Origin of the sequence: Prauserella salsuginis, from assembly GCF_024648885.1 — a bacterium.
Taxonomy (GTDB): domain Bacteria; phylum Actinomycetota; class Actinomycetes; order Mycobacteriales; family Pseudonocardiaceae; genus Prauserella; species Prauserella salsuginis.
Genome location: NZ_JANBBF010000011.1, coordinates 554,177 through 578,816, shown reverse-complemented (window position 1 = coordinate 578,816; position 24,640 = coordinate 554,177). Strand labels below are relative to the sequence as shown.

The following is a 24,640-nucleotide window of genomic DNA, read 5'->3' as shown; positions in this document are numbered from 1 at the left end:
CACTCATGCCGCGTTGCGGGTCTTGCGGGCGCGGGACTGTGCGGACTTGAGCGCGAGACGCTGGAAGTGGGCGCGCTTGGCGTGCTCGGCGCGCTTGGCACGTTCGACCGGCGCGAGCACGCCGTCGGGGTCGACCTCGCGTTCCCACCGGTCTGCGAACGCCTTGCGCGCGGCGGCGGTGTTGGTCCGGCCCTGGGCGTGCTGGGCGTGGGCGGCGATACGGGCGCGCATGACGCGCTGTTCCGGGGTCATGCCGCGACCTGCTTCTTGGGCTGTTTGCGTGCCGGCGCGTCGGGCGGTGGTTTCGGGGTGTCCTTGGGCGGGCGGTTGTCGCGCGGCCGGCTCGGCTCAGGCCGCTTGCCCAGAACGCGATCTGGGGTCCAGTCACGGACGAGGCCGAGCCGGGCGCGCGCCTGGTTCAGCGCGTGGGCGATGCGGGCAGCGGTGCTGCGCGAGCAGTGGCCGCCACTGGTGACGTTGGTGATGGTCTTGGGCGGGACATCGGCCAGTGCGGCGAACGCCTGCCGGGACAGTCCTGCGTCCTCGTATGCGCGGCGGATGTCGGCGCCGGTGTCTGTGGGAACGGCTGGCATGTCGCCGAACTATGCCCAAAACTGCTCAAACTTGCAACCATGTGCCGACTAGTTGTGCCGTTTGGGCAGCGTCAGGCACACTTGGGTCATGCCAAACAGGCTCACGAACGCCCAACTTCGCCGAACTCGGCCCACTGTCGTTGGACAATCGGCATTGCCGATGGGCAGACCTAAGCGGGATCGTGCACACATGGGCAGTGATGGGCAGGGTGTGCGGAGGTACGTACGCGCCGCGCGGGAAGAGCACGACTGGAGTCAGATCGGACTCGCCAAGGCCGCTCGTGTGTCACGCGGGACGGTTCAGAACCTCGAGAACGGGCTACGCCTGAGCGAGGGGAAGGAATCACGGATCGAGAAGGCGCTCGGCTGGAAGCTCGGCAGCCTCGACCGCATCCGCAATGGCGGCGAACCTGAGTACGTCAACGACGACACCGACGACGTCGGAGTGATCGATCTGAACGACCCGCGCGACCCCTACGAGGAAGAAGTCATCGCCTCGAGCCTGTCGCGGCGCGAGAAACGCGAAACCATCGCCGATTGGCGGGTCACCGTCGCCGAGCGGCTCCGGGTGTTACATGAACGCACGGGTAGCCGCCCAAATGGCGCAGCAGCCCGTAACGATGCGAACACGGGCGGCTAACCGCGACGGGGCACGCATTGAAAATGCCTGCTCACGCGGGGTAGCCCTGCCCGAGTGTTCCCGATACAACTTTCAATCACACTCGCCCTGATCAGCGTAGGCGCGACCCTCGCCGTGGTGACCCTGCGACGTAGGCGCGCCCGCGATCGTCAGCGGCTCCGCCAAACGTTCGTCGACCGCCAACCGTGGCTGCGCGTCTACGCCGACGCCGACCGTGCACTCACCCCTCCGCCGTCCGAACCGGACACCTCGCCTCCACGGTCGACGGCCCGCACGCGGCAGGCGCACGGGCGACCGCTTGCACTCGGCGGCGTGACCGTCGCCGCCGCGGTCGCCACCACGTTGCTGGTCGTGCGCCCCGCCCTGGCCCCCACTTCCGACGCGCCGGCCGCCGGCGACAGCGGCACCGCGGAGACGACGCAGCTATCCGAGCCGATACTCACACGGAAACCGGTGCGGCGACAGCCCGTCGACCCTCGCGCCGAGCACGACCCCACCAACCCCACGACGACCGGTCATGCGCCCGGCACCACACGGGCAAGCAGGCCGACCCCGCCAACGACCGACCCGACGGTCTCGACCACCACACCGACCGCGACGCCTGACGACGAAACGACCATCACCACGACGACCACGACCACCGAGCCGCCGCCGGACACGGACGACAGCGACGAGCCGGACACCGAGCCCGAGCGACCCCGGCCCGGCGCCCGCCCGGACGGCCTTCCCGGCGAGCACACCCACCCCGGCCGTGACCGGCCCGACGATGGGCGTTCCGACCGCGGCCCGCAGTCGCTGGTGTTCTCGCTCGTCGACACCGTCGCCGAGCTCGTCGATCCGCAGCGTTAGATCCGGTCGCCAAGCCCCATCCGCCGGTGCGCATCGCGGGCACGCTCGTCGGCCAGTGAAGCGCCGTAGCGGCGTAGCATCTGCGGCGAGCGCCAGCCCGCGTTGCGCATCAGGTCGGTTTCGCTGCCGCCGTTGGCGAGCCACTCGTGCGCCATCGTGTGGCGGAACTGGTGCGCGTGCAGGTTCTGAATCGGCGGGTCCAACTCGCGGCCGCGGCGACGCAACATCAGCTTGAAGCCGTTGACTGTCATCGGCGGACGGTTCTTCGTAGCCAGCCACAACCCCGGCCGTTCGGCCTGCCGATGTTTGCTGCGCACCCGCAGATACCGCGAGAGCGCGAGCGAGGTCTTCGACCCGATCGACAGCACCCGCGGCCGCCGACCCTTGCCGAGGACGTGCACTTGATCCTGCTCGAGGTCCACAGCGTCGACGGTCAGTTCGACGATCTCCGACAGGCGCCCGCCGGTGTCGATCAGCAGGCGGATGATCGCCGCGTCGCGTCGGGACAGGAAATCGCGCCCGTCACACTGCTTGAGCAGCGCCCGCACGGTCTCGAGCGGCAGCACATCGACCGGCTTCTCGGGCACGTGCGGCGGCTTCATGTGCTCCATCGGGGAGCGCTCGATCTCCTCCTCGACCACGAGGAACTTGAAGAACTGTTGCGCGCTGCGGTAGCGCACGTTCGCCGTCGCGGCCGAGCGGGTCGCCACGAGATCGGCGATCCAGTCGCCGACATCATGGCGCGTGAGGTCGTCGGGCGCGACGAGCCGGTCGTGTTCCTCGAGCCAATCGGCCAGCGACCGGGCCGACGAAAGGTAGGCCTCGATGGTGCGATCGGCCTTGTTCTCGGCGGCCAGCACCTTGCCGAAGTCCCGGATCAACGACTCCCATTGCGCACGCATGAGGGCAAAATTATCGTTTCGCTGTGCGCTGTGCAAGTTATCGGTTCGAGCCCCAAATCGGCGTTTCCGCAGGTGAGAGCTATATGGTGGGCGCAGCTGGGTTCGAACCAGCGACCCCCTGCTTGTAAGGCAGGTGCTCTTCCGCTGAGCTATGCGCCCGTCACGGGTGGCGGCGCCTGCGGCACCGGCCACCCGACAACCTCGTCAGCCGAGCTCCGAGACGGCCTTCTTCCAGGCCTCCTGGTCACGCGGCTCGCCGGGCTGGTTCACCTCGGCGTACTTGACGACGCCTTCCTTGTCGATCAGGAAGGTACCGCGCACCGCGAGACCGGCCTGGTCGTTGAACACGCCGTACTTCGTGGCGACCTCGCCGTGCGGCCAGAAGTCCGACAGCAGCGGGAACTGGTAGCCCTGCTGCTCGGCCCACGCCTTGAGCGAGAACGGGGTGTCCACCGAGACGCCGAGAACCTGCACGCCCTCGTTGTCGTAGTCGGCGAACTCGTCACGGAGCTGGCAGAGCTCACCCTGGCAGATGCCGCTGAACGCGAACGGGTAGAAGACCAGCAGTACCGGCTTGTCCCCGCGGAACGACGACAGGGTGACTTCCTGCTTGTTGTAGTCGTTCAGCGTGAAGTCCGGGGCCTGCGAACCGACCTCGACCGCCATAGGAGATTCCTCTCGCGCGCGTGCTCGTCCGGCCCGCCGAGACCCGGCGCGGCCGCATGTGCCCGTCCACCCTAACGCGACCCGGCAGGGCCACAGCGGGCGCCGGTGATCTACGGCGGATGATCTCAGCGACGGGACGTGGACCGCGGCACGAGCCGCGTCGCCGTCCAGCCGTCCCCGACCGACAGGTTGGAGGTCTGCGACAGGCCCACGGTCGGCACGGCCTCCGCGATCTCGCTGGGCTCGACGTGACCCGCCTCCCCGGTCTTCGGGGTCAGCACCCACACGACGCCCTCGTCGTCGAGGGGCGCCCTGGCGTCGACGAGGGCGTCGCCGAGGTCGCCGTCGCCGTCCCGCCACCACAGCAGAACCACGTCGATCACCTCGTCCGCATCCTCGTCGAGGAGTTCCGCACCGGTGTGCTCCTCGATGGCCGCGCGCAGGTCGTCGTCGACGTCCTCGTCCCAGCCGATCTCCTGGACCACCATGTCCGGCTTGATGCCAAGCCTCTCGGCGACGCTGTGCTGATCAGCGTCTCCCGCGGCGACCACGACTTCAATCCTCCAACGAACGACGATGCGCGACCGGCGGATTCCGGCCGCACTGCTTACACGGTTGGGTCAAGCGAACACTGAGCGCGGCTCCGATGCAACCGTCCACACCGGATCTGGCCCGTCGCCTGTGCCCAGCATCGCACGCCGGCGCGGCCGCAGTCCTGCCGGAACCCGGAGTTGACGCGCGCGCACGCGCGCGCGTAGAAGAGGCATGGAACCGACTCGACACACGCCGCGAGCGCGGCGGGTCTAGGGTGGGCTCACCGGTCCCCGACAGGGGACTGACCGGGGCCGATGACCGGGAAACCGCCGCGTCAGCGTTACCGCCGAGTAGCGATGACAAGGCTCGTGGATGCGACGACCATGTCCCTCGAACGGCCCACACCGGGTCACCGCACCGAATCCGTGCCCGGCTCGCCGGACCGCGCCGAACACCCGCGCGCATCCGGCGGCCGGACCTCGGACGAGGCGCGTCCCGAACAACCGCAGTGACAACAGTGACGAGAAGCTGGAAACAACAGCGACGACTGGCGAGGAGACCCCTTGGCCCCGCAGAACGACAAGGCCGGGCGCGACGACACCGGCCAGGGCAACCCGGCGCGCGTCCACGTGATCCGCAACGGCCTGGCGGCACACCTGCCCGACATCGACCCGGAGGAGACGGGCGAATGGCTCGACTCCTTCGACGCAGCGCTGGCCACCGGCGGCATGCAGCGCGCCCGGTACCTGCTGCTGCGGGTACTGGAACGGGCACGGGAGCGCAACGTCGGCGTCGCTCCGCTCACCGAGACGGACTACGTCAACAGCATCCCCACCGAGAACGAGCCGTGGTTCCCCGGCGACGAGGAGCTCGAGCGCCGCTACCGCGCCTACATCCGGTGGAACGCGGCCGTCATGGTGCACCGGGCGCAACGCCCCGGCGTCGGCGTGGGCGGGCACATCTCCACGTACGCCTCGTCGGCGGCGTTGTACGAGGTGGGCTTCAACCACTTCTTCCGGGGCAAGGACCACTCGGGCGGCGGTGACCACGTCTTCATCCAGGGCCACGCCTCCCCCGGCATCTACGCCCGCGCCTTCCTCGAAGGCAGGCTCACCGCCGACCAGATGGACGGCTTCCGCCAGGAGTTCTCCCACGCGGGTGAGGGCGGCGGCCTGCCGTCGTACCCGCACCCGCGGCTGATGCCCGAGTTCTGGGAGTACCCGACGGTGTCGATGGGCCTCGGCCCGATGAACGCCGTCTACCAGGCGCGATTCAACCGCTACCTGCACGCCCGCGGCATCAAGGACACCAGCGACCAGCACGTGTGGGCGTTCCTCGGCGACGGCGAGATGGACGAGCCGGAATCACGCGGCCTCATCCACGTCGCCGCGGGCGAGGGCCTCGACAACCTGACCTTCGTCATCAACTGCAACCTGCAGCGCCTCGACGGTCCGGTCCGCGGCAACGGCAAGATCATCCAGGAGCTGGAGGCCTACTTCCGCGGTGCGGGCTGGAACGTCATCAAGGTCGTCTGGGGCCGCGAGTGGGACGCGCTGCTGCACGGCGACCGCGACGGCGCGCTGGTCAACCTCATGAACGTCACCCCTGACGGTGACTTCCAGACGTACAAGGCCAACGACGGCGCCTACGTCCGCGAGCACTTCTTCGGCCGCGACCCGCGCACGAAGGACCTCGTCAAGGACCTCTCCGACGCCGACATCTGGAACCTCAAGCGCGGCGGGCACGACTACCGCAAGGTGTACGCGGCCTACAAGGCGGCGATGGAGCACCACGGCCAGCCGACCGTGATCCTCGCCCACACGATCAAGGGCTACGGCCTGGGCCCGGCGTTCGAGGGCCGCAACGCCACGCACCAGATGAAGAAGCTGACCCTCGACGACCTCAAGACGTTCCGGGACGCCCAGCGCATCCCGATCAGCGACGAGGAACTCGAGCGCGACCCGAAACTGCCGCCGTACTACCACCCGGGTGAGAACTCGCCCGAGATCGAGTACATGCAGGGCCGCCGCAAGACCCTCGGCGGTTACGTGCCGGAGCGCCGTCCCGCCCGCGCCAAGCCGCTCACGCTGCCTGGCGACAAGGTCTACGACACGATCCGGAAGGGGTCGGGCAAACAGGAGGTCGCCACGACGATGGCGTTCGTCCGGCTCGTGCGCGAGCTGGCCAAGGACGCCGAGCTCGGCCAGCGCATCGTGCCGATCATCCCTGATGAGGCGCGCACCTTCGGCCTCGACTCGATGTTCCCCACGAACAAGATCTACAACCCGCACGGGCAGACCTACACCTCGGTCGACGCGCAGCTGATGCTGGCCTACAAGGAGTCCGAGCAGGGTCAGCTGCTGCACGAGGGCATCAACGAGGCGGGCTCCACGGCGTCGTTCACGGCGATCGGCACGTCCTACGCCACGCACGGCGAGCCGATGATCCCGATCTACATCTTCTACTCGATGTTCGGGTTCCAGCGCACCGGCGACGGCCTGTACGCCGCGGCCGACCAGATGGCGCGCGGCTTCGTGCTGGGCGCCACCGCGGGCCGCACCACCCTCACGGGTGAGGGCCTGCAGCACGCCGACGGCCACTCCATCCTGCTGTCGGCCACGAACCCGGCCGCGGTGACGTACGACCCCGCGTGGTCGTTCGAGATCGCCCACATCGTCAAGGACGGCCTGCGCCGCATGTACGGCGAGACCGGCCCCGACGGCAACGGCGAGAACGTCTTCTACTACCTCACCATCTACAACGAGCCGTACCAGCAGCCGGCCGAGCCGGAGGGGCTCGACGTGGACGGCCTGCTCAAGGGCCTGTACCGCTACGCCGAGGCACCGGCGGGCAACGGTCCGGAGGCGCAGATCCTGGTCTCCGGCGTGACGATGCCCGACGCGCTGCGGGCGCAGCAGATGCTGCTCGACGAGTGGGGCGTGCGCGCCGCGGTGTGGTCGGCCACGTCGTGGACGGAGCTGCGCCGCGACGCCGTGGACGTGGACCGGGACAACTTCCTGAACCCGGGCGAGACGCCGGGTGTGCCGTACGTGACCGAGGCGCTGCAGGGCGCGGACGGTCCGTTCGTGGCGGTGTCCGACTGGATGCGGGCGGTGCCGGACCTGATCCGCCCGTGGGTGCCCGGCGACATGCTCACGCTCGGTACCGACGGCTTCGGCTTCTCCGACACGCGCCCGGCGGCGCGCCGCCACTTCCTGGTCGACGCCGAGTCGATCACGGTCGGCGTGCTCACGGCGTTGGCGAAGCAGGGCGCGGTCGACCAGGCCACGGTGTCCCGTGCGGCACAGCAGTATCGGATCGACGACGTCGGCGCGGCCGGACCGCAGACGTCCGACTCCGGTGTGGCCTGATCTCCGCAGGAGTTTCCGGACGAAAAGGATGACGCCCACCACTGAAAGTGAGGCCATCGCGCGGGCGGTTTCGCCGTTCGCGTGAGGTCGTTCCACGAACGAGTGAGGCCCCTGGCCAGCAACGATCTCGCCGGTCCATAGTGGAATCACCGGTGGGGACCGGGGAGAACGAAACCGCCCGATGCAGCGATTCATCGCCGCATCGGGCGGTTTCGCATGATCTGCAGGTTTCGCGGGCCCGCCGGACTTGCATGGTCTGCCGGTTTCGCGGGTCTCCCGGTTTCGCGGGTCGGCCGTGCCGGTTTCGCGGGCCTGCCGGTTTCGCAGGGTCGCAGGGTCTGCCGGTTTCGCAGAGCACACCGGGGTCGCCGCACCGCAGGGCCGGCCGGGGCCACCACGCCGGCCGGTGCCCGGCGACCCCGAGGGGCGCGACCGCTCCGCCGTGGCCGCCCCTGCGGGCGCGACCGGCTCGGCGGGTGCCGCTCCGCCGTGGCCGCTCCGACCGCGGGCGACGTACGATCGCAGGCAAATGACCTCCGACGATCCCCGGCGCACCCGGTCGAACAGGGGCGCGAGAACGGCGTCCCCGACCACCCCCAAGGCCTCGACGGGGCCGACACCCGCGAAGGCCGGAAAAGCCTCACGCGCCAAGTCCCCGACCCCGGCGAACCCGACCCCGACCGACCCGACTCCGGCCGACGCGACCCCGGCGTCGTCGCCCGATCCGGAACCGGGCATCACGGGGATGCCGAACCGGCTGTCGGCCCGGACGCTGCGCGAGCTGGAGCGCGCCTCGGGCAGCCTCGCCAAGGCCAGCGTCGCCGCCATGGAGGAGCGGCTGTCCTGGTTCAGCAGGCTGCCCGCCGACCAGCGCGCCAGCGTCCTGCTCATCACCCAGACCGGCGCTGCGGGGTTCGTCCGCTGGCTACGGGACCCCGAACACGCCCTGGAACTGACGACCGAAGCGTTCCGCGCCGCCCCGCGCGACCTCTCGCGCTGGATCAGCCTGCGCCAGACCGTCGGGCTGGTACGGCTGGCGATCGAGGTCTTCGAACAGCAGCTGCCCGATTTCGCCGCGGACGAGGCGGAGAACGCCGCGCTCGTCGAAGGCATCCTGCGCTACGGCCGCGAGGTGGCGTTCGCCGCCGCGAGCTCCTACGCCGCGGCCGCGGAGGCCCGGGGCGCGTGGGACGCCCGCCTGGAGGCGCTCGTCGTCGACGGCATCGTGCGCGGCGACGCCGAGGAGTCGGTGCTCTCACGCGCTGCCGCGCTCGGCTGGGACCCCGCGGCCAGTGCGACGGTGATGGTCGGCACGTCGCCGTCGGACGATCCACCGACCGTCGTGTTCGAAGTGCGCAGCCGGGCCGCGCGCGCCGGTTGTCCCGTCCTGCTGGGGGTACAGGGCACCCGGCTCGTCGTGGTGGCGGGCGGCGCGGACGACGAGCAGGCCCGCGACGGCGCCCTGTTGGACACCCTGGCGGCGGCGTTCGGCGACGGGCCGATCGTCGCGGGACCGACGGTCGCAGGCCTGGGCGAGGCACACGCCAGCGCCGCCGAAGCCCTGTCGGCCATGCGCGCGGTCGTCGCGTGGCCCGGCGCGCCGCGTCCGGTGCGCTCGGTCGACCTGCTGCCCGAACGCGCCCTCGCGGGTGACCCGTCCGCGGAACGGCGGCTCGTCGACGAGATCGCCAAGCCACTGGAGGAGGCGGGCCCCGCGCTGCTGGCCACCGTCGAGGGATATCTGGAGACCGGCGGTGTCCTCGAGATGTGCGCCCGCCAGCTGTTCGTGCACCCGAACACGGTGCGCTACCGGCTGCGCAAGGCCGCCGAACTGACCGGCCGCAACGCCGCCGATCCTCGGGATGCACTCGTATTGCGCGTGGCGCTGGCCGCGAGCAGGCTCGCCGGTGCCCGCAGCCAGTGGTGACCGCCCACCGTCCCGCCGGGTGCCGTGACAACGATCACGATCATGCCCCGGACCACGATCGAACTGCGCAGAACCGACAAGGTGATCTCGCAGGACAACGGCGGACGCAGAAAACGTTTGTAGGCTTCCCACAACCGAGGCGGCCCGAGTTCGTGAAGCGTCGGCATCCCCGCACCGACCCGCCAGCGTGTTGTCTGGTGACGTGATCGCGCTGCTATGCCCGGGCCAGGGTGCGCAATCCCCTGGCATGCTCAACGACTGGCTCGAACTCGACGGTGCCCGCCGGCGGCTACAGGAGTGGTCCGAGAGGACAGGCCTCGACCTCGTCCACCTCGGCACCGAGGCCGGCGCCGAGGAGATCCGCGACACCGCGATCACCCAGCCGCTGACCGTGGCCGCCTCGCTGCTGGCCGCCGAGTACCTGCCCGAGACACCCTCCGACGCGCCCGTGGCCGGCCACTCGGTGGGTGAGCTGGCCGCAGCCGCGATCGCCGGTGTGTTCCCCGCGGAGGAGGCCGTCGCGCTGGCGGCCGCACGCGGCGCCGCGATGGCCAAGGCCTGCGCGCTCGAGCCCACCAGCATGGCGGCCGTCATGCTGGGCGACCCGGACGAGGTCGTCGCCTGGCTGGCCGACCACGACCTCGCAGCGGCCAACCGCAACGGGGCGGGCCAGATCGTGGCGTCCGGCTCGGCCGAGGCGATCGAGGCGATCGTCGCCGAGCCGATGGCGGGCACGAAGGTGCGCCCGCTGCAGGTGGCCGGCGCGTTCCACACCCGGTACATGGCCCCGGCCGAGGAGACGCTGCGGGAGCACGTCGCGAGCCTCTCCCCCGCCGACCCCACCCGGCCGCTGCTGTCGAACGCCGACGGCGCCGTCGTCACCGACGGCGCCGAGTACCTGGACCGCCTCGTCGCGCAGGTCACGAAGCCGGTGCGGTGGGACCTGACGATGCGGGGCCTCACCGGCCTCGGCGTAACCGCCACCGCGGAACTGCCGCCCGCGGGGACGCTGAGCGGTCTCGTCCGCCGCGAACTCAAGGGCACCGTCACCTCCACGGTCGCACTCAAGAAGCCCGGTGACATCGACGACGTGGACCCCGCCGCATGAGCGCGCTGACCCTCCGGCAGGGACCCGCCGCGACCCGCGTACTCGGCATCGGCAGCACGCAGCCCGACCGGGCGGTGACCAACGACGAGCTCGCGCAGCACATGGACACCAGCGACCAGTGGATCCGCGAGCGCGTCGGCATCGTGGAACGCCGCTTCGCGAGCGAGGACGAGCGACTGGTCGACATGGCCGTCACCGCGGGAGCGAAGGCGCTCGCCGACGCGGGCACGGACCCCTCCGAGGTCGACACGGTCATCCTGCCGAACTGCACGATGCCCTCCCCCATCCCCAACGCGGCCGCTCAGGTAGCCGACCGGATCGGGATCGCGGGTGCCGGCGCGTTCGACATCAACGCCGCGTGCGCCGGGTTCTGCTACGGGCTGGCGCTCGCCTCCGACCTGATCCGCGGCGGTTCGGCAGGCAAGGTCCTGGTCATCGGCGCCGAGAAGCTCACCGACGTCGTCGACCCGGCCGACCGCTCGACGGCGATCATCTTCGCCGACGGTGCGGGTGCGGCGCTGGTCGGACCGTCGGACGAACCGGGCATCGGACCGGTGTCGTGGGGCAGCGCGGGCGACCAGGTCGACATGATCTACATGCGCGAACACAAGTACCTGTTCCAGGAGGGACAGTCGGTGTTCCGCTGGGCGACCACGCAGATCGCCCCCGTCGCGACGGAGGCCGTCGAGCGTGCGGGCCTCGCGCTATCCGATGTGGACGTGCTGATCCCGCATCAGGCCAACCTGCGCATCGTCGAGTCGATCGCCAAGCGGCTGCGGGCCCAGGGGGCGCGCGATGACATGGTGGTCGCCGACGACATCCGCTACTCCGGCAACACCTCGTCGGCGTCGATCCCCCTCGCGCTCGACCACATGCGCGCGGCGGGCACCGTCTCGTCGGGCGACGTCGTACTGGCCGTCGGTTTCGGCGCCGGTCTGTCGTATGCGGGACAGGTCCTCATCTGCCCTTAACCCGAAACGCGGACGACGAAGCGGCCTGGTCCGTTAGTGTTCGTCCCGACCATCTATCCACAAGCAACGAAAGGAACACCAAAGTGGCTGACAAGACGGAGCTGCTGACCGGACTCGCCGAGATCGTCGAGGAGGTCGCCGGTGTCGCCAAGGACGACGTGACCGCCGAGAAGTCGTTCGTGGACGACCTCGACATCGACTCGCTGTCCATGGTCGAGATCGCCGTGCAGGCCGAGGACCGTTTCGGCGTGAAGATCCCGGACGACGAACTCGCGAACCTGAAGACGGTCGGCGACGCCGTGGACTACGTCGCCGCCAACTCCAAGTAAACGCCACTCGGCCGGCTACCTCGGGGAGACCCCACATGAGCAACACCGACGTCGTGATCACCGGTATCGGTGCGACCACGCCGCTCGGACCGGATGTGACGTCCACTTGGGACGGTCTGCTCGCCGGGCGCAGCGGCGTTCGCGCCCTCGAGACGGACTGGGCGGAGACCTACGATCTCCCGGTCCGCATCGGCGCCACCCTCGCCGAGGAGCCGACCGAGAAGATCCCGCGCGTGCGGGCCCGGCGGCTCGATCGCTGTGAGCAGGTCGCGCTCATCGCGGCGTGGCAGGCCTGGGAGGACGCAGGGTTCGCCCTGCCGTCCGACGACGGCGAGGACGTCGAACCGGAACGGCTCGGCGTGTCGATCGGGACCGGCATCGGCGGTCCGGTGACGCTGCTCGAGCAGGACGACAACCTCGAACAGCACGGCATGCGGAAGGTGTCGCCGCTGACCGTGCCGATGCTGATGCCGAACGGGCCCGCCGCTCATGTCGGCATCGAGCTCCGGGCCCGTGCCGGCGTGCATTCGCCCGCGTCGGCGTGCGCGTCGGGCGCGGAAGGTATCGCGAAGGCCTTCGACATGATCCGCTCCGGCAAGGCCGACGTGGTGGTCGCCGGTGGCGCCGAGGCGTGCATCCACCCGATCACGATCGCGGGGTTCGCACAGGCGCGCACCGTGTCGACCCGCAACGACGACCCGGAACACGCCTCACGGCCGTTCGACGTCGACCGCGACGGGTTCGTGCTCGGCGAGGGTGCGGGCGTCGTGGTGCTGGAGAGCGCGGCCCACGCCGAAGCGCGCGGAGCGCGCGTGTACGGCAAGGTCGCCGGCACCGGCATCACGTCGGACGCCTACCACATCACGGGCAACCACCCGGACGGCATCGGCCAGATCGCGGCGATGCGCGAGGCCATCGAGCATGCCGGCATCACCGCCCGCGACGTGGGGCACGTCAACGCGCACGCGACGTCGACGGTGGTCGGCGACGTCGGCGAGGCCGCAGCCATCCGTGCGGCGCTCGGCGACCACCCGGTGGTGACCGCACCGAAGAGCGCGCTCGGCCACCTGGTCGGCGGTGCGGGCGCGGTCGAAGGCATCGCCACGCTGCTGTCGATCTACCACGGCATCGTGCCGGCGACCCTCAACCTCGGCGAGCTCGACCCGAAGGTGGAGCTCGACGTCGTCGCCGGCGAACCGCGCAAGGTGGCGCTGTCGGCGGCGATCAGCAACTCGTTCGGCTTCGGCGGCCACAACACCGCGCTGCTGTTCACCACAGCCTGAACGGCGATGGTCTGAACACCGACTGTCGGCTCGGGCCAGTTGTCCGGAGGATTGCTGGTCCGAGCCGACAGCGCGCCCGCGTCAGCAGCGGGATTGTTCCGGCACCGTCCCCGGCGGGACCGTGCCGATCCGCCAATCCCCTTCCGCCTTTGTGAGCGGGAACGCCAGGCGCCAGCGGATGCAGTCGGACTGCAGATCGTCCGGCGCGTCCGCGGCGTCCTGCAGGCTTGTGAAGCCGAGCAGCGCCGTCAGCCCGTCGTCGGGTGCGGCTTCGATCCGATACACCCGGATACTGCCGTCCTGGGTGCTGCGGTAGTTCTCCCGCCACTCCTGTTCGCTCTGCAGCGCGGCGCGTTCGGCGACGACCGTCGTGACCCACAGGTCGTAGTCACGCCGGTTGATGGCGTCGAAATAGTTCTGCAGCACACCACGCACGACCTTGGCGTCCGGATGGGCGGCCGCATCGCTCGTGAGCTGCACTCGCGTGGGGCCGGGCTGATCGGCCGGTTCCACCGAGTTCGGTGCGGCGGAAGTCGCCGGGGCCGCGGGCCGCGACGTCCGGGACGGCGACTGGTACACCTCCCGTGCGACGAGTCCGCCCCCGACAGTCAGCGCCACGACCGCGACGAGCACCGGCACCAGCCAGCGCCGGTGCGGTAGAGACGTGGTCGGCACCGGTCCAGACTACTGCTCTCACGGCACCTCGTGCCCGGCGAACGGCCGACCACGCCGCACCGGCCCGTGGGCCCGCGGCGCGCCCGGGCGAACGCCCTCAGCCGACCGGACCGGCCGTCCGACCGATCAGCCGACCTGGTGCAGCCACGTCACCGGTGCCCCGTCCCCGGCGTGCCGGAACGGCTCGAGCGCCTCGTCCCAGCCCGCCCCGAGCAATTCGTCGATCTTGTGCGCGAGCTGCTCGGAGGCGCGGCTCTTGGCGACCAGGCTGCGCAGCTGGTCCTCGGGCACCACGATGTCGCCGTTGGCACTGGTACGTGCGTGCCACAGGCCCAGGCCGGGCACGTGACAGAAACGTTGACCATCGACGCCCGGACTGGGTTCCTCGGTGATCTCGAACCGGACCATCGGCCACGCCTTGAGCGCGCCGGCCAGCTTGCCCGCGGTCCCCGCCGGACCGCGCCACTCGCATTCCGCGCGCAGCTGGCCGGGTGCCGCAGGCTGCGCAGTCCAGCGCAACTCGGCACGCGTGCTGAGCGTGCCTGAAATCGCCCACTCGACGTGCGGACACACCGCAGACGGCGACGAGTGGACGTACACAACGCCACGTGTGCTCACTGCTGACCTCCGCTGTTCGACGAGGGGCGTCTTCCCCTACGACCTCGCGAACCCGCCGAGCCCAGTGCATGAACACCGCTTCAGTTTTCTCTCGCACATTTTGCACCGCAGGAGCCCATTGCGCCACACGGACCCCACAGTTCACACCTCGACCTGGGCCAGGTGGACCCGTCCCACCCGGCGAGCCGGTAGATTCCCGATGCCAGTTCGCCAGGCGCAGGGAGGCATGAGGGGTGCGACTCGTCCGGTTCTCGACCCGTCCCGCGCAGATCTCGCCGGACATCCGTGCGGCGCTGACCTCCCTCGGACGCGGCGACGACAGGGTCGGCGGAGTCGGCTTGGTCGGTGTGCAACCTCCGGGGACGGACACCCCGGTCGACGCGGTGATCATCACAGGTCATGGCGTCGTGGTCGTCGTCGGCGTCGACCTGCCCGATCCGGCCATCAGACTGGAAGCGCCGTTGCGCGGCGTGTGGAAGGCCGACGACTGGCCACTCACCCGCAGCGACGACGACTCCGGTTCGGACGCGGGGAACCCCTCCACCGAGGCGCTGGCGGTGTCCGACCGGGTGGCGGAGCGAGTCCGGACGGCAGTCGGCTCCCCCGGCACCGCGGTCGGGACGATCATCGCCGTGGGACCGTTCGTCGAGCACGTCGAACAGCCGGCCGACGAACTCTCCGGCCCGGTCCGCATCGTGTATCCGACCTCGACGAGCCTGCTGGCCTCGATCGTCTCCCTGTCCTTCGCACCGCAGCCGCTCACGGTCGAGCAGGCGCGTGCCGTCGTCGCCGCACTGTCCCCCGACACCGAGTTCGACGACGACACTCTCGCCGGTGAGGGTTTCGCCCCCACGACCTCGGCTGCCACGACACCGCCTGCCACGTCACCGCCTGCCACAGCCTCGCCTGCCACAGCGTGGCCTGCCGCAGCGTGGCCCGGCGCCGCCGGTGTGGCCGGTGTGGCCGGTGTGGCCGCACCTGCGACGGCCGGACAGGGGGATCACGGGCAGGACGGAAGTGCCGGCACCCTGGCTCCGGCCCCGACCCCCAGCACCACGGCCCCGAGCCCGAGCACCACGGCTCCGACCGCCACGGGCGGCGGCGCGCCGGCCACGGCGTCGACCACCGCCACCCCGACCGCGGCGAGCGCGCCCGCCACGGTGCCGCCCACACAGCCCGCCACGCCCGGGCGGGCGGCACCGGCTCCGCCCGCCGATGCGCAACAGGCGGCCGGCCGTCAGGCCGCGGCGGCACCGGGGACACAGCCCGGTGCGCGGACCGCCGGCTCCGTCCCTTTCCCGATGGCGGCGCCCCCGACCGGGCACCCGCCCCAGGCGGGCATGCAGGCTCAACCGTCCGGACCGCCCGCAGCCACACAGTCAGCAGCCACACAGTCGGCGGCCACGCAGACCGGAACCACCCGGCCCGGTGCGAACCGGGGGTCGCGGGCCGCGCCCGCCGCGGGTGCTCCCGCCGGAGGGGCGCCGATGCGGGTCGGCGCGGCGCGGCAGCCCTGGTGGCGGCGATTGTCGGCGCGGACGTGGCGGTGGATCACAGCCGGTGCCGTGTTCGTCGTGGCCCTCGTCGTGATCATCACGTTCAGCGTCATGGGCGGCGGGGACGAGGAGCACCAGCCGATCCGCATGCGTGCGGGCGGGTTGGAGTTCACTCAGCGCGCGGCACAGCTCACCGAGGAGTGCGCAGCGCATGCGGTGGGCGACCTGAGCGTGGCACTGGCCGACGGCGGATGCACGGAACTGCGCCGTGGCAGTTTCGACACCACGGTCGGTGGCACCGACGTAGCCGTCTCGGTGGCCGCCCTCACCTTCCCCGACGAGCAGGCGGCGCAGCGATTCCTCCAGGTCGCCGACACCCCGGGCACCGGCACGATCCGTGACCTCGCGACCGCATCCGGCCGGTGGACGCCGCCCGCACCGGACTGGTCGGGCGCCGCCTACGTCAGCGATCTCGAAGGGTCCACGGTGCGGCTCGTGCTGGCGTCGCCGCGGGACCGCGCCTCGGACGACTCATCCGAGGTCGCCGAAGCCGCCGAGGCCGCGCTCGGCCTGGTGAAGCTCAACGACTGAACGCGCCGACCCGCGGCCCCGTCACAGGCCGTACTCCTCCAGCAACCGGAGCCAGACCTCGCTGATGGTCGGGAATGCCGGCACGGCGTGCCACAGCCGGTGCAGCGGCACCTCGCCGACGATGGCGATCGTGGCGCCGTGCAACAGCTCGGCGGTGTCGGGGCCGACGAACGTCATGCCGAGAAGCACGTCCCGCCGCGTGTCGACGATCGCGCGCAACCGGCCCGCGTAGTCGTCGGCCTGGAGCGCGGATCCCGCGACCGCGATGTCCAGTTCCACGGCCCGCTGTCCCGCTCCCGCGGGCTCGCGCACGCCGACCGAGGCCACCTCGGGGTCGGTGAACACCACCTGCGGCACCGCGTGGTGGTCGGCGGTCGTGGTGTGGGAGCTCCACGGCGACCGGTACACGGTGTCCCCGCGGGCCGCCGCAGCCACGACGTCGCCGACGATGCGTGCCTGGTACTTGCCCTGGTGCGTCAGCGGAGCACGGCCGGTGACGTCACCGGCGGCGTACAGCCAGCCGCCGTCCACTCCGGACACGAGACCGTTGTCGTCGACCGGCATCGGATCGCCCGGTTCCAGTCCCACGGCGTCGAGTCCGAGCTCCGCCGTCGCAGGCTTGCGGCCCGTGGCGATCAACAGCCGGTCGGCGTCGACGACATCACCCTTGTGCGCGATCCGCACGGCACCCACGTCTGCGCCATCCACTTCGGACACCTGTTCGGCTGTGGTGTCCGGATACAGCCGGACACCGGCGGAACGGAGCCCGTCGGCGACCGCGTCCCCGGCGAACTCAGGGTAGGCGGGCAGCGGTCGCGGTCCGGTCATCAGCAGGTGCACCTCGGCGCCCAGCTGCGCCCACGCCTGCGCCATCTCCGTACCGACCACACCACCACCCAGCACCGCCAGCCGCTTCGGCACGGCCGACGCCGTGGTCGCATCCCGCGACGTCCACACCAACTCGCCGGGCAGTTGCTCGAGTCCCGCAACCGACGGCATCCGCACCACACTGCCGGTGCACACGATCACGGCCTGCCGCGCGTGGAACACGTCACCACCGACGGTCACCTCCCGCTCCCCGGTGATCCGCGCGTGCCCGCGTACCGGCTCGATACCCGCACTGCGGACCCAGTCGACCTGTGCACTGTCGTCCCCGCCGTTGGTGAACGCATCACGGCGGGCGAACACCGCGGCCGGGTCGAGCCCGCCGTCGTGGTCGACCCCCGGCATGCGCCGCACCGCCGCGAGCAGATTTCCCGGTCGCAACAACGCCTTACTCGGGATACACGCCCAGTACGAACACTCCCCGCCGAACCGTTCGTGATCGACGAGGGCAACGGTCAGACCGCCACCCACGGCACGGGCGGCCGCGTTCTCCCCGACCGGACCGGCTCCGATGACCACGACGTCATACGCATGCTGTGCCATACCGTCGAGCGCACACCACCGCGCACTCCCCCGCAACCCGGCAACTACCCTCGCCAGGGAGCGGACAACGCGGGCCGACGGCCCACGGGACGGCGGGAACGCCCGCGCACACACGAAAACGCGGAGGACGTTGGTGGCACGGAACACGGCGGTCGAGGTGCTCGACGACATCAGTGGCGAACCCGCCCACGAGATGGTGCGGTTCGCGCTCGATGGCGTTCACTACGAGATCGACCTGGCCACGGCCAACGCCGAGATTCTGCGCACCACCCTCACCCGCTACGCCGACAGCGGACGCCGCACCGGCGGGCGCAAGAGTCCCCGCCGGATGATCACTTCCCGCTCCTCCGGCACAGCCGCGGCGCCGGGGACGAAGACGGTTTCGAAACGGGCCGCCGCCACGCAACCGGCTACGAAGAAGACCGCCGAGAAGAACACCACCGCGAAGAAGACGACCGAGACCAAGGCCACCGCGAAGAAGACCGCCGCGAGCAAGGCCGCCGCGAGCAAGGCCGCCACGAGCAAGTCCGCAGCCGCGACGACGACCGCCACGGACTCGCCCGGCGCAACCACGGCGACGACACCGAAGACGGCGCGCAAGACCACCACCTCGAAGGCCACCACCTCGAAGGCTTCGGCGGCCAAGACCGCAGCCACGAAGGCCGGCGCGGCGAAATCCGGCGCGGCCAAGACCGGCGCGGCCAAGACCGGCGCGGCGAAATCCGGTTCGACCGCGCGCGGTGCCGCGAAGACCACCACGAGGAAGCGCGCCGCGACGACCACGACCGCCCCGGAAACCACGACCGCGGCGACGACCCCGACCACCGGCGAGGACTCGGCGGACACCACGACGTCGAGAACCAAGAAGACCGCGACAGCCAAGAAGACGTCGGCCGCCAAGAAAAACTCGGCGGCCAAGAAGACGTCGGCGGCCACGACAGGCTCGACTGCCGCGACGACCTCCACCGCCAAGCAGGGCCCGGCCACCGCGAAAACCACCACAGCGAAAACCACAGCCACGAAGACCGCGCCCGAGAAGCCCACCGCTCCTCAGCCCCCCGCTCCTCAGCCGGCCGCGGAACCGCAAGCCACGGCGGGGTCGCAGTCCTCCCCGGAGCCGCAGTCCGCCCCGGAGCATTCCACCGGGAAGGCACGCCCGAAGCCGCCGATCCCGCAGGTCACGTTCTCGGCCGCCCACTGAGCTCCCGGCCACCCACCGGCACTCGACTGTTCACAACGGGCTGTTCACAACGGGCTGTGCGCGGCAGGCTGTTCGCGGCGGGCCGTCAACACCGAGCCGTTCGCGGCGGGCGTTCATACCGGGCCCTTCACCGGTCGCTCACCGTGCCGGCACTCACCGGTTTCGGGCCGCACACATGACCGTACCGGCTCACAACGCCTTCAGCTCTTCGACGATGCCGCCGACGGATTCCTTGGCGTCGCCGAACAGCATGGCCGTCTTCTCGTCGGTGAACAGGGCGTTGTCGATGCCCGCGAACCCGGAACCCATGGAGCGTTTCAGCACGATCACCGACCGGCTCGACGTGACGTTGAGGATCGGCATGCCGTAGATCGGGGAACTCGGATCGGACTGTGCGGCCGGATTGGTCACGTCGTTCGCGCCGATCACGAGCGACACGTCCACCTGCGGGAACGCCGAGTTGCTCTCGTCCATCTCCTTCAGCGCCTCGTACGGCACATCGGCCTCGGCCAGCAGCACGTTCATGTGCCCCGGCATACGCCCGGCGACGGGGTGCACGGCGTAGGCCACGTCGATGCCCTTGGCCTCCAGCAGGTCGGCCATCTCACGGACGGCGTGCTGCGCCTGGGCGACCGCCAGCCCGTAGCCGGGCACGACCATGACGCGACCGGCGTAGGCGAGCTGGATCGCGGCGTCGGCCGTACTGGTGCTGCGCACGGGGCGACCCCCGGCGCCGCTCACGGTCGCCGCACCACCCGGAGCGGCCCCGCCGAACCCGCCGGCGAGGATCGCCGGGATGGAGCGGTTCATGGCCTGCGCCATGAGGTTCGTGAGGATCGACCCGGACGCGCCGACGATCATGCCGGCGACGATCAGTGCCGTGTTGTCCAGCGCGAGGCCCATCGCCGCGGCCGACAGCCCGGTGAACGCGTTGAGCAGCGAGATCACCACCGGCATGTCGGCACCGCCGATCGGCAGCACCACCATGACACCGATCAGGCCCGCGGCGACCAGCACGCCGATGATCAACCATTCGGACCGCCCGCCCGAGGCGATGATCACGGCGAACGCGACGGAGGCCGCCAGCAGGACGATGTTCAGCGGCTGCTGCAACCGTCCCAGCGTCACCGGCCTGCCGGGAAGGATCTCCTGCAATTTGCCGAACGCGACACCGGAGCCCCAGAACGACACCGAGCCGACGATCGCCGCGAACAGCGACGCGATCGCCACGTACAGCGGTTCGTCCTCGTAGCCGGTGGTCACGCGGAACTCCACCCACGCGATCAGCGCCACCGCGCCGCCGCCGACACCGTTGAACAGGGCCACCATCTGCGGCATCGCGGTCATCTTCACCCGTCGGGCCGCGGGCACGCCGATCACCGCCCCGATACCGAGTCCGAGCGCGATGAGCAGCCAGTTGCCCATGCCGGGCAGCAGCAGTGTCGCGACGACCGCGATCGCCATGCCGGCCGCCGCGATCCAGTTGCCCCGGACCGCGGTGCGCGGCCCCGTCATCCCCATGAGGCCGTAGATGAACAGGACGAACGCGACGATGTAGAGCACGGAGACGAGCGTGGTCACTGCTCGCCCCCCTCACGCCCGCCGGCACCGCGTCCGCCGGACCGTTGCCCGCCGGGCCGTTGCTTGAACATGCCGAGCATGCGGTCGGTGACGAGGAATCCGCCCACCACGTTGATCATCCCGAAGGCGATGGCCACGACCAGCAGGATCTTGTTCAGTACCCCGTCGACGCCGTGGCCGAGCACGATGAGCCCGCCGAGCAGCACGATGCCGTGGATGGCGTTCGTCCCCGACATCAGTGGGGTGTGCAGTGTGTTGGGCACCTTGGAGATCACGGTGTAGCCCACGAATCCGGCGAGCACCAGGATCGCGATGCTTTCGATCGGCACCTACGCCACCTCCTCCGGCCTGCCGGCGACACAGGCGCCGGCGACGATCTCGTCGGCCGGATCGATCGCGAACCGGCCCTCGGAGTCCACGAGCAGTTCGATCAGTTCGACGAGGTTGCGTGCGTACAACTCACTGGCGTGCAACGGCATCCCGGCGGGCAGGTTGAGCGGCGAGCTGATCGTCACGCCGCCGACGTCGACGTCCTCGCCGGGCTGGGTCAGCTCGCAGTTGCCGCCGGTCGCCCCTGCCAGGTCGACGACGACGCTGCCGGGCCGCATCCCCCGCACGGCGTCGGCGGTGACGAGGGTCGGCGCCGTGCGGCCGGGCACGAGCGCCGTGGTGATCACGACGTCGAAGCCGCTGATGGCCTCGGTGAGCCTGCGCTGCTGCTCGGCGCGTTCGTCGTCGGTGAGTTCGCGGGCGTAGCCGCCGTCGCCGATCGCCTCGATGCCCAGGTCCAGCCACTGCGCACCCACCGACCGCACCTGTTCGGCGACCTCGGGACGCACGTCGTAGCCGGTCGCCTGTGCGCCGAGCCGTTTCGCCGTCGCGAGTGCCTGCAGCCCGGCGACGCCCGCGCCGAGCACGAGCACCGTCGCTGGCGGCACCGTGCCTGCGGCTGTCGTGAGCATGGGGAAGAACCGGGGCGCGAGCTGGGCCGCGAGCAGCGCGGCTCGATACCCGGAGACGTTCGCCTGCGACGACAGCGCGTCCATCGCCTGTGCCCGTGAGATCCGCGGGATCGACTCGACGGCCAGCGCGACGATCCCGGCGCTGTCGAGGGCCTGGACCCGTTCGGGGGCGCCGAGCGGGTCGAGGAATCCGATGAGGACGGTGCCGGCCGTGAGCCGCGCGATGTCCTCCTCGGACGGTGGCGTCACGGTGAGCACGATGTCGCTGCGACGGGGATCGGCCGCGTCACCGCCGGAGGCCCCGGCCCCGAGCTCCGCACCGGCGGCGGTGTACAGCTCGTCGGGCAGCCCCGCCCTGCTGCCCGCCCCCGGTTCGATCACGACCCGCAGCCCCCGGCCTGCCAGGCGCTCGGCAAGTTTCGGCACCAGTGCGACCCGTCGTTCCCCCGGCGCCGTCTCGGCCACGACACCGACCGTCAGCGGTCCTGCCACCTTGCACGTCCTCCTCGTCGAGGAACCTGTCGATCACCATCATGGACCATGATGTAACGGAGATCACCTCTTGTGTGCCGTGGAGGCGTGGCGTAGAAGCGCAAGCTGGCAGGTGATCGTCTCCGCGGATCTCGCCCGCGCTGCGTACGGTGGGGGCATGCACTCCACCGAGATCGAGATCCGCACCGGAGGCAGTGCGGTGGTGGCCGACCTGACACGCGAGGTGGAACGCTTCCTCGCGGATGTGCCGGGCGGGGCCGAGGACGGCCTGCTGCACGTGTGGGTACCGCACGCGACCGCCGGACTGGCAGTCCTCGAAACCGGCGCGGGCAGCGACGACGACCTGCTCGCCGCCCTCGACGAGCTGCTGCCCCGCGACGACCGGTGGCGGCACCGCCACGGCAGTCACGGCCACGGCCGTGACCACGTGCTGCCCGCGTTCCTACCGCCGTACGCGACCGTGCCGGTGCTCGGCGGGGCTCTCGCCCTGGGCACGTGGCAGTCGGTCTGTCTCGTCGACACCAACATCGACAACGCCGTCCGCCGCGTCCGGTTCAGCTTCCTCGCCGGCTGAACCCCGCTCCGTGTTCCGCCGCGGCCACAACAGCGCGCCTACGCCGACCACGAGCATCGCGCCGAGCACCCAGACCGCGACGATGACCTGGTCCGTACCCGGTGATTCGGCGAGCAGACTGCGCAGCCCCTCGGCGGGGAATCGCAGCGGCGTCCAGGACCACAACAGCACTCGGTAGGCCGGTTCGAGCGTCTCCGGCACCTGCGAGGCGACCGAGGGTGCCAGCAGGTAGAGCGGCCCGAGCACGGCCATCGCAGGCAACCCGAGCCACCGCAACAGCGCGCCCTGCACCGCGACGAAGGCGGTCGCGGTCAGGGCGAGGAAGCCCAGCACCGGCCAGCCGAGGTCCCACGACGAGTTCCACAGCGCCAGGAATCCGGCGAGGACGCCGGTCAGGAGCGCTCCGGTGAGTGCCAGGTGCGCGCACCGTGCACCGGTTCCCGGACGCAACCGGCCGCGGCGCACCTGCACCGCCAGCAGCGCCGAGCCGGCCAGTCCGCCGACCCACGCGAGCGCGCTGATGCCGAGCGGTGCCGTCCGTCCGGCCGGGCCAGTGTCGTGGATGGTCTCCGTGCGCACCGGCGGCGACACCGCCGTCTCGCCGAGGGCACCGGCGATCCGCTGCCCCGCTGTGGCGACGGCCTGCCCGGCGATCTGCGTTCCCGCCGGGTTGACGGTGCCGGACGTCACCGCGGTGATCGTGAGCCCGTCGCGGCCGACCCCGAGTTCAAGCACGCCGTAGACGTCCTGGTCGACGAGCAGCGCGCGGCCGTCGGCGGGATCGACGACCCGCCACTCCAGCGCTTCCCCACCGGTCGCGGCGACGCGTTCGGCGGCCGCGTGAAGGGGTGGCGGAGCGTCCCCCGGCACGGCCACGGCCACCGGGAGCCGATGCGGCTGCGCGCTCACCTGCGCGCCGAAAGTGAGGAATCCCAGCACGATCGCGACCAGCGCGCCCGCCACCGCCGTGCCCACGACGAGCGTGCGCGCCCGCGTCCCGGTCTCCGACATGGCGATCTCCCTTACCCGAAAAATTCGTCGACTGTTGAATTCAAGGTACACACGCCCCCGGGGAAGATGTCAACGCTTGTTGAAAAGCGGTCCGATACCGTGTGCCGCGTGACCCTCAGCCAGCCCGATCACCTCGTGCTCTGGGACATCGACCTCACGCTCGTCGACCTGTCCGGCAGCGGCGGCGACTGGTACCGGAAAGCGCTCGCGACGGTCGCGGGCATCACCCTCGAACGGATGCCGCCGTTTCCCGGCCGGACCGAGCTCGCGATCACAACCGAGCTGCTCACCGCGCACGGGGTCGAACCGACACCCGACCTGGTCAACCGGCTGTGGCAGGAACTCACCGCACTCGCCACCGATCCGGCCGACGACCTGCGCGCCCGCGGAACGGTCCTGCCCGGCGTCACCGACGTGCTGACCCGGCTGACCGGAACCGACGGCGTGGTGCAGTCGCTGGTGACCGGCAACCTGCCCGCGATCGCCCGCCACAAGCTGAGCGCGTTCGGCCTGCACCCGCACCTGGACTTCGAGATCGGCGGCTACGGCTCGCTGTCGGCCCACCGCCCCGAACTCGTCGCGAAGGCCGTCGAACTCGCCGCCGCCAAACACGGCCGCGCCCCGAAGCAGGTCGTCGTCATCGGCGACACCCCCAACGACGTCGCAGCCGCGCTCGCGTGCGACGCCGTCGCCGTGGCCGTCGCGACGGGCAGGCACGACATGGACGCACTGCGCGTGTCCGGAGCCCACGCCGTCCTGCCCGACCTCGGGGACACGGACGCCGCACTGGCGGCCATCCTGGGATAGACGGTGCGCACGCACCCCGCCTGCGGCGCCC

The 24,640-nt window shown here is 70.9% G+C and carries 24 protein-coding genes, 1 tRNA gene and 2 pseudogenes; 13 read left to right on the top strand and 14 right to left on the bottom strand.

Annotated features, from left to right (window positions below; all coding sequences use genetic code 11):
• Positions 1 to 3 precede the first annotated feature (3 nt).
• Together LY40_RS17595 and LY40_RS17590 are read right to left on the bottom strand one after the other, a co-directional pair.
• Entirely contained in the window at positions 4 to 252 is a 249-nt protein-coding gene (locus tag LY40_RS17595) for a hypothetical protein (protein WP_221213709.1), read from the bottom strand.
• On the bottom strand, positions 249 to 593 hold the full coding sequence (locus tag LY40_RS17590; RefSeq protein WP_183787550.1) for a helix-turn-helix domain-containing protein: 345 nt from the start codon (positions 591 to 593) through the stop codon (positions 249 to 251). Before LY40_RS17590 ends, LY40_RS17595 begins: the two co-directional genes overlap by 4 nt.
• A gap of 190 nt (positions 594 to 783) precedes the next feature.
• Here LY40_RS17590 and LY40_RS17585 point away from each other — a divergent pair, with 190 nt between their 5' ends.
• Together LY40_RS17585 and LY40_RS17580 are read left to right on the top strand one after the other, a co-directional pair.
• The gene (locus LY40_RS17585) at positions 784 to 1,233 is read left to right on the top strand and encodes a helix-turn-helix domain-containing protein (protein WP_183787551.1); all 450 of its coding nucleotides are present in this window, start codon (positions 784 to 786) and stop codon (positions 1,231 to 1,233) included.
• Between the two features lie 117 nt (positions 1,234 to 1,350).
• The gene (locus LY40_RS17580) at positions 1,351 to 2,082 is read left to right on the top strand and encodes a hypothetical protein (RefSeq protein ID WP_183787552.1); all 732 of its coding nucleotides are present in this window, start codon (positions 1,351 to 1,353) and stop codon (positions 2,080 to 2,082) included.
• Here the strand turns inward: LY40_RS17580 and LY40_RS17575 are convergent.
• The 4 genes from LY40_RS17575 to LY40_RS17560 form a co-directional block, all read right to left on the bottom strand.
• Positions 2,079 to 2,984, bottom strand: coding sequence for a tyrosine-type recombinase/integrase (locus LY40_RS17575; protein WP_183787557.1), 906 nt, complete (start codon positions 2,982 to 2,984; stop codon positions 2,079 to 2,081). The two genes, LY40_RS17580 and LY40_RS17575, sit on opposite strands and share 4 nt — an antisense overlap.
• Positions 2,985 to 3,068: 84 nt before the next feature.
• Positions 3,069 to 3,143 (bottom strand) — tRNA-Val (locus tag LY40_RS17570).
• Positions 3,144 to 3,188: 45 nt separating this feature from the next.
• Positions 3,189 to 3,650 carry a peroxiredoxin gene (locus LY40_RS17565; protein ID WP_183778206.1) on the bottom strand — a complete coding sequence of 154 codons (462 nt, stop codon included), beginning with the start codon at positions 3,648 to 3,650 and terminating at the stop codon, positions 3,189 to 3,191.
• Between the two features lie 125 nt (positions 3,651 to 3,775).
• On the bottom strand, positions 3,776 to 4,201 hold the full coding sequence (locus LY40_RS17560) for a DUF3052 domain-containing protein (RefSeq protein ID WP_183778208.1): 426 nt from the start codon (positions 4,199 to 4,201) through the stop codon (positions 3,776 to 3,778).
• Between the two features lie 339 nt (positions 4,202 to 4,540).
• Here LY40_RS17560 and LY40_RS17555 point away from each other — a divergent pair, with 339 nt between their 5' ends.
• From LY40_RS17555 to LY40_RS17525, 7 genes are all read left to right on the top strand, one after another.
• A complete protein-coding gene (locus tag LY40_RS17555) occupies positions 4,541 to 4,696 on the top strand; it encodes a hypothetical protein (protein ID WP_183778210.1) in 156 nt (51 codons plus the stop codon).
• Positions 4,697 to 4,747: 51 nt separating this feature from the next.
• On the top strand, positions 4,748 to 7,555 hold the full coding sequence (gene aceE, locus LY40_RS17550; protein WP_183778212.1) for a pyruvate dehydrogenase (acetyl-transferring), homodimeric type: 2,808 nt from the start codon (positions 4,748 to 4,750) through the stop codon (positions 7,553 to 7,555).
• Positions 7,556 to 8,300: 745 nt separating this feature from the next.
• A complete protein-coding gene (locus LY40_RS17545) occupies positions 8,301 to 9,482 on the top strand; it encodes a PucR family transcriptional regulator (protein ID WP_183784753.1) in 1,182 nt (393 codons plus the stop codon).
• A 202-nt stretch (positions 9,483 to 9,684) separates the two neighbouring features.
• Positions 9,685 to 10,590 (top strand): ACP S-malonyltransferase, encoded by a 906-nt coding sequence (locus tag LY40_RS17540; RefSeq protein ID WP_258937452.1) that lies wholly within the window; start codon positions 9,685 to 9,687, stop codon positions 10,588 to 10,590.
• Complete coding sequence (locus LY40_RS17535) at positions 10,587 to 11,561, top strand: beta-ketoacyl-ACP synthase III (protein WP_183778216.1); 975 nt, start codon at positions 10,587 to 10,589, stop codon at positions 11,559 to 11,561. The genes LY40_RS17540 and LY40_RS17535 overlap by 4 nt, the downstream gene beginning before the upstream one ends.
• An 83-nt stretch (positions 11,562 to 11,644) precedes the next feature.
• Entirely contained in the window at positions 11,645 to 11,890 is a 246-nt protein-coding gene (locus LY40_RS17530; protein WP_183655120.1) for an acyl carrier protein, read from the top strand.
• A gap of 35 nt (positions 11,891 to 11,925) precedes the next feature.
• On the top strand, positions 11,926 to 13,173 hold the full coding sequence (locus LY40_RS17525; RefSeq protein WP_258937451.1) for a beta-ketoacyl-[acyl-carrier-protein] synthase family protein: 1,248 nt from the start codon (positions 11,926 to 11,928) through the stop codon (positions 13,171 to 13,173).
• A gap of 81 nt (positions 13,174 to 13,254) precedes the next feature.
• Here the strand turns inward: LY40_RS17525 and LY40_RS17520 are convergent, their stop codons facing one another.
• Positions 13,255 to 13,848, bottom strand: a complete 594-nt coding sequence (locus tag LY40_RS17520) for a hypothetical protein (RefSeq protein ID WP_258937450.1) — start codon at positions 13,846 to 13,848, stop codon at positions 13,255 to 13,257.
• A gap of 126 nt (positions 13,849 to 13,974) precedes the next feature.
• Positions 13,975 to 14,466, bottom strand: a complete 492-nt coding sequence (locus LY40_RS17515; RefSeq protein ID WP_258937449.1) for a DUF3145 domain-containing protein — start codon at positions 14,464 to 14,466, stop codon at positions 13,975 to 13,977.
• Positions 14,467 to 14,699: 233 nt separating this feature from the next.
• Between LY40_RS17515 and LY40_RS17510 the strand changes: the two genes are divergently transcribed.
• Entirely contained in the window at positions 14,700 to 16,553 is a 1,854-nt protein-coding gene (locus LY40_RS17510) for a hypothetical protein (protein WP_258937448.1), read from the top strand.
• Positions 16,554 to 16,574: 21 nt separating this feature from the next.
• Here LY40_RS17510 and LY40_RS17505 read toward each other — a convergent pair whose 3' ends face one another.
• Positions 16,575 to 17,981, bottom strand: a complete 1,407-nt coding sequence (locus tag LY40_RS17505; protein ID WP_258937447.1) for a dihydrolipoyl dehydrogenase family protein — start codon at positions 17,979 to 17,981, stop codon at positions 16,575 to 16,577.
• On the opposite strand from LY40_RS17505, the pseudogene LY40_RS26635 reads away from it, so the two are divergent.
• Positions 17,950 to 18,228: pseudogene (locus LY40_RS26635) on the top strand (Lsr2 dimerization domain-containing protein); the annotation flags it as partial. The gene LY40_RS17505 and the pseudogene LY40_RS26635 sit on opposite strands and share 32 nt — an antisense overlap.
• A 32-nt stretch (positions 18,229 to 18,260) precedes the next feature.
• Here LY40_RS26635 and LY40_RS26630 read toward each other — a convergent pair.
• From LY40_RS26630 to LY40_RS17485, 4 genes are all read right to left on the bottom strand, one after another.
• A complete protein-coding gene (locus tag LY40_RS26630) occupies positions 18,261 to 19,025 on the bottom strand; it encodes a hypothetical protein (RefSeq protein ID WP_307876900.1) in 765 nt (254 codons plus the stop codon).
• Positions 19,026 to 19,371: 346 nt separating this feature from the next.
• Positions 19,372 to 20,763 carry an NAD(P)(+) transhydrogenase (Re/Si-specific) subunit beta gene (locus tag LY40_RS17495; RefSeq protein ID WP_183778226.1) on the bottom strand — a complete coding sequence of 464 codons (1,392 nt, stop codon included), beginning with the start codon at positions 20,761 to 20,763 and terminating at the stop codon, positions 19,372 to 19,374.
• Complete coding sequence (locus LY40_RS17490) at positions 20,760 to 21,092, bottom strand: NAD(P) transhydrogenase subunit alpha part 2 (RefSeq protein WP_183778228.1); 333 nt, start codon at positions 21,090 to 21,092, stop codon at positions 20,760 to 20,762. The genes LY40_RS17495 and LY40_RS17490 overlap by 4 nt, the downstream gene beginning before the upstream one ends.
• Positions 21,093 to 22,217 carry an NAD(P) transhydrogenase subunit alpha gene (locus LY40_RS17485; protein WP_183778231.1) on the bottom strand — a complete coding sequence of 375 codons (1,125 nt, stop codon included), beginning with the start codon at positions 22,215 to 22,217 and terminating at the stop codon, positions 21,093 to 21,095.
• A 157-nt stretch (positions 22,218 to 22,374) separates the two neighbouring features.
• Here LY40_RS17485 and LY40_RS17480 point away from each other — a divergent pair, with 157 nt between their 5' ends.
• Positions 22,375 to 22,791 (top strand): YjbQ family protein, encoded by a 417-nt coding sequence (locus tag LY40_RS17480; protein ID WP_183778233.1) that lies wholly within the window; start codon positions 22,375 to 22,377, stop codon positions 22,789 to 22,791.
• On the opposite strand, the pseudogene LY40_RS17475 reads toward LY40_RS17480, so the two are convergent.
• Positions 22,735 to 23,802: pseudogene (locus LY40_RS17475) on the bottom strand (YhgE/Pip domain-containing protein); the annotation flags it as partial. The gene LY40_RS17480 and the pseudogene LY40_RS17475 overlap by 57 nt on opposite strands.
• Before the next feature lie 108 nt (positions 23,803 to 23,910).
• On the opposite strand from LY40_RS17475, the gene LY40_RS17470 reads away from it, so the two are divergent.
• Entirely contained in the window at positions 23,911 to 24,609 is a 699-nt protein-coding gene (locus LY40_RS17470) for an HAD family hydrolase (protein ID WP_258937446.1), read from the top strand.
• The last annotated feature ends 31 nt before the right edge of the window (positions 24,610 to 24,640 follow it).

What these genes read in the sequence shown, in the direction of transcription:
- LY40_RS17595 (WP_221213709.1), bottom strand. Translation starts at nt 252, where the DNA reads ATGACCCCGGAACAGCGCGTCATGCGCGCCCGTATCGCCGCCCACGCC.
- LY40_RS17590 (WP_183787550.1), bottom strand. Translation starts at nt 593, where the DNA reads ATGCCAGCCGTTCCCACAGACACCGGCGCCGACATCCGCCGCGCATAC.
- LY40_RS17585 (WP_183787551.1), top strand. Translation starts at nt 784, where the DNA reads ATGGGCAGTGATGGGCAGGGTGTGCGGAGGTACGTACGCGCCGCGCGG.
- LY40_RS17575 (WP_183787557.1), bottom strand. Translation starts at nt 2,984, where the DNA reads ATGCGTGCGCAATGGGAGTCGTTGATCCGGGACTTCGGCAAGGTGCTG.
- LY40_RS17565 (WP_183778206.1), bottom strand. Translation starts at nt 3,650, where the DNA reads ATGGCGGTCGAGGTCGGTTCGCAGGCCCCGGACTTCACGCTGAACGAC.
- LY40_RS17555 (WP_183778210.1), top strand. Translation starts at nt 4,541, where the DNA reads ATGACAAGGCTCGTGGATGCGACGACCATGTCCCTCGAACGGCCCACA.
- LY40_RS17545 (WP_183784753.1), top strand. Translation starts at nt 8,301, where the DNA reads ATGCCGAACCGGCTGTCGGCCCGGACGCTGCGCGAGCTGGAGCGCGCC.
- LY40_RS17535 (WP_183778216.1), top strand. Translation starts at nt 10,587, where the DNA reads ATGAGCGCGCTGACCCTCCGGCAGGGACCCGCCGCGACCCGCGTACTC.
- LY40_RS17525 (WP_258937451.1), top strand. Translation starts at nt 11,926, where the DNA reads ATGAGCAACACCGACGTCGTGATCACCGGTATCGGTGCGACCACGCCG.
- LY40_RS17505 (WP_258937447.1), bottom strand. Translation starts at nt 17,981, where the DNA reads ATGGCACAGCATGCGTATGACGTCGTGGTCATCGGAGCCGGTCCGGTC.
- LY40_RS17480 (WP_183778233.1), top strand. Translation starts at nt 22,375, where the DNA reads ATGCACTCCACCGAGATCGAGATCCGCACCGGAGGCAGTGCGGTGGTG.